Annotated in this window: 3 protein-coding genes; 1 reads left to right on the top strand and 2 read right to left on the bottom strand. The window is 73.8% G+C overall.

The window, feature by feature from the left end; all coding sequences use genetic code 11:
- Positions 1–293 (bottom strand): alpha/beta fold hydrolase (locus tag G3I40_RS35370; protein WP_164558936.1); only part of this gene is annotated, 293 nt, incomplete at its 3' end.
- A gap of 190 nt (positions 294–483) precedes the next feature.
- Here G3I40_RS35370 and G3I40_RS35365 point away from each other — a divergent pair.
- Positions 484–1,236, top strand: coding sequence for a sulfotransferase family protein (locus tag G3I40_RS35365; protein WP_343245117.1), 753 nt, complete (start codon positions 484–486; stop codon positions 1,234–1,236).
- Here G3I40_RS35365 and G3I40_RS35360 read toward each other — a convergent pair.
- The coding region (locus tag G3I40_RS35360; RefSeq protein ID WP_164558935.1) for an AMP-binding protein at positions 1,213–2,399 on the bottom strand (1,187 nt) is incomplete at its 5' end. The genes G3I40_RS35365 and G3I40_RS35360 overlap by 24 nt on opposite strands.

Genomic DNA, 2,399 nt, shown 5'->3' with positions numbered 1-2,399 from the left:
GCCAGGTCGAGGGCGAGCACCGCCCCCATGCTGTGCCCGTAGAGCATCACCGGCCGCTCCAGCAGCGGTGCCGCGGCGTCGGCGAACGCGCCGACGGCCTCCTCGACGTCCGCGGCCCACGGCTCGCCCTTGCGGCCGCCGCGGCCCGGCAGTTCGAGCGCCGCCACGCCGATCTCCTCGGGCAGCCGGCCGGCCCACTCCTTGAACAGGCGCGCTTCACCGCCGCCGGGGTGCAGGCACAGCAGCCACATCCGGACCTCGTCCGCCTTCGACCACACCCGTAGCGCGTTCATGCGACACCACACTGTTCCCGTCGAATCGGACGATGCTGCAGAGCTGGTTCGAGGTTCGCAGCGCCTACGAGGGCGTGGCAGTCGGGGAGTTCCCCTAACCGGCGAAGGGCGACAACGCCTCGGTCGGGGCGTCGTTCCGTGCCAGACTGCGGGGCGCAACGGCCGTGACGGCGAAGGGGTGAGGGCGACGGTGACCAGCTACGAGGCGGACGACGGACCGCGCATCATCGCGCTGTGGGGCATGCCGCGCAGCCGCTCCACGGCGTTCTTCCGGATGATGGCCGAGCGCGGCGACTTCCACGTCCTGCACGAGCCCTTCTCCAACCTCGCCGAGTTCGGCAGCCTGCAGGTCGGCGACCGGACGGTCGCCGAGGAGGGCGAACTGCTGGCGGTGATACGGGAGTTGGCGCAGTCCAAGCCGGTCTTCTTCAAGGACACGACCGACGAGCGCTACCCCGCGCTCCTCGCCGACGAGGCCTTCCTGGGCCGCGACGCCACCCACACGTTCCTCATCCGCCACCCCGCGCAGACCATCGCCTCCTACCACGCGCTCAACCCCGAGGTGCGGCTCCACCAGATCGGCGGGGAGGCCCAGTTCGAGATCTTCCGGGCGGTCGCCGCGAGGTCGGCCCGGCCGCCGGTCGTCATCGACTCGGACGACCTGGTGGCGGACGCCCCGGGCCTGGTCGCCGCGTACTGCGCCGCCGTCGGCATCCCCTTCCTGCCGGACGCGCTGAACTGGCGGCCCGGAGCGCGCAGCGAGTGGCAGCGCACCTCCCGCTGGCATGCCGAGGCCAGCTCTTCCGCGGGCTTTCGCGCGACGCCGGGCGGCCACGGGACGGACCCGGCGACCGACCCAGAGCTGTCGTCCTACCTCCGCCACCACCTGCCGTTCTACGAGGCCCTGCGCGAGCGCCGGCTAGTGCCGGCCGGCCCCGAGTAGCCGCGCGGCGGCCAGCCGGTCGGCCTTGCCGGTGGCGGTGAGCGGCAGGGTGTCCGCCACGACGACGCGCCGCGGCACCATCGACGGGTGCAGACGGGCGCTCAGGAACGAGCGCAGCGCCGCCTGTTCCACGTCGCCCACGACGATCGCGGCCAGGGACCGCTCCAGGGACTCCCGGCCGGTGACGAGGCACACCGCCTCCTTCACCCCGGGGTGTGCGAGCAGGACGCTCTCGACCCCCTCGGGCTCCACCCGATGGCCGTCGATCTTGACCTGGTGGTCCTCGCGCCCCGCGAACCAGAGCAGCCCCGCGCGTTCGCGCGCGAAGTCACCGGTGCGGTAGTACCCCTCGGACAGCGCGCGGGCACTGGCCTCGGCGGCGCCCTCGCCGACGTATCCGCGCAGCACGATCCCGCCGACGCACAACTCGCCCTGCTCACCGGGCGCGACCTCGGCACCGGCGGGGTCGCGCAGCGTCACCCGCACGCCGGGGACGGCGGTGCCCAGCGCCGGGAGCGCGGGCCACAGGGCCGGGTCGCCGGGCAGGGCGCACCGCGTGACGACGTGGGTCTCCGAGGGGCCGTACTGGTTGGTCAGCCGGGCGCCCGGCAGGCGCAGGAACATGCGCACGATGTCCGGGGTGCACTTGAGGGCCTCCCCCGCCGTGATCACCTCGGTGAGCCGCAGCTGCGGGGTGAGGGGGCTGGTGGCGGCCTGCACCGCGAGCATCTGCAGTGCGACGTACGGCAGGTGGAGCACCTCGATGCGGTTCTCGACCAGCCAGGCGAGCAGCGCGCCGGGACTGGCGCGGATCTCCTCGGGGACCACGACGAGGGTCCCGCCCGCGGCCAGCGTGCAGGCGATCTCCTGCAGTGACACGTCGAAGGCGACCGAGGCGAACCAGGCGACCCGGTGCGGACGTCCGCCGAGTTCGGGGAGCTGCCAGTCCACCAGGTTGTCGAGCGCGGCCCGGGGCATGGCGATGCCCTTCGGCCGGCCGGTGGACCCGGAGGTGAACACGTAATAGCCGTCCTGTGCACAGCGGTCGAGGCCCTGGGGCGCGGAGCGGTCCCGTCCCGGGCAGCCGTGCCGCCGCACGCTCTGGTCGTCGCCGATCGTCGCGGCCGGCGCTGCGGCGCGCAGCACCTGCTCGCGCCGCAGCG

Source organism: Streptomyces sp. SID14478 (assembly GCF_010548525.1).
Classification (GTDB): domain Bacteria; phylum Actinomycetota; class Actinomycetes; order Streptomycetales; family Streptomycetaceae; genus Streptomyces.
The sequence above is the reverse complement of the archived record's forward strand: the minus strand, read 5'-3'. Positions and strand labels throughout refer to the sequence as shown.